The sequence below is a fragment of the Streptomyces sp. H27-D2 genome (genome assembly GCF_035828615.1).
Classification (GTDB): domain Bacteria; phylum Actinomycetota; class Actinomycetes; order Streptomycetales; family Streptomycetaceae; genus Streptomyces.
In genome coordinates this window covers 1-750 of the sequence record NZ_JAYMZR010000231.1, presented here as the reverse complement: position 1 = coordinate 750, position 750 = coordinate 1, and the positions used below count along the sequence as shown (strand labels likewise).

General features: G+C 75.9%; 2 pseudogenes. Both read right to left on the bottom strand.

What is annotated here, in order from left to right:
* Nucleotides 1–276: pseudogene (locus tag QMK28_RS34060) on the bottom strand (hypothetical protein); the annotation flags it as partial.
* Nucleotides 277–293: 17 nt separating this feature from the next.
* Nucleotides 294–750, bottom strand: a pseudogene (locus QMK28_RS34055) (ISKra4 family transposase); the annotation flags it as partial.

Below are 750 nucleotides of genomic sequence, written 5' to 3'. Positions count from 1 at the left end.
CATCTCGGCGGTGGAGTGCTGGAGCGAGGCATGGACCTCGCGGCCGGTGGCATGTGGGCCTGGCTGGCGGGCGAGACGTTCCCCGGCGGTGGCGGGGAGGATGCCGGCGGGGGTGCGGGGTGCGGGGGCGGCGTCGTAGACGGCGGTGACGGTGGCCATGCGCCGCTTGCCGCCGCGTTCGCGGGAGCTGAGCTGGGCCGAGGGCGGCTGGGGGCCGGCCTGGGCGGCGGCGGTGGAGCGGACCGGTTCGCGCAGATCGCTGGGGATCATGTTCACGCCGGTCGCATCGCAGGTCAGGACCAGTAGGCTGCCGGTTCCGGTCGGCGGGGAGGGTTCTGACGGACGGCCTGGTAGAAGGCGGGGATGTCGGCGGCGGCCCGTTCGTATACCTCCATCAGCTGGCGGCTGCCCAGGCGTTGGCCGGTGGTGCGTTCCAGGGTCTGCCCGGTGGCGCGCAGCGACCCGGACGCGCCTTGGTGCACGACCTCGCGCTGCAGCGGGCCGGAGTAGAGCTGCGGGGGCAGGGCCAGGACCGCGTCGGCGGGGTGGAGGTTCCCCGCGCCGGGGGCGCGGTAGGCGATGCAGACCACCTCGACCCGGCCCAGGGTGGTGGTGAGCAGGCGGCGGTGGCCGCGCTCGGCCCGGCGGCGCTCCACGCCGTCCGCGCCGGTCACCGACTCCAGTCGGACCTCGGCCACGGCCCGCGCGTCGAGCTGGTCCTGCACCATCCGCCGCAGCAACTCCCGCCCG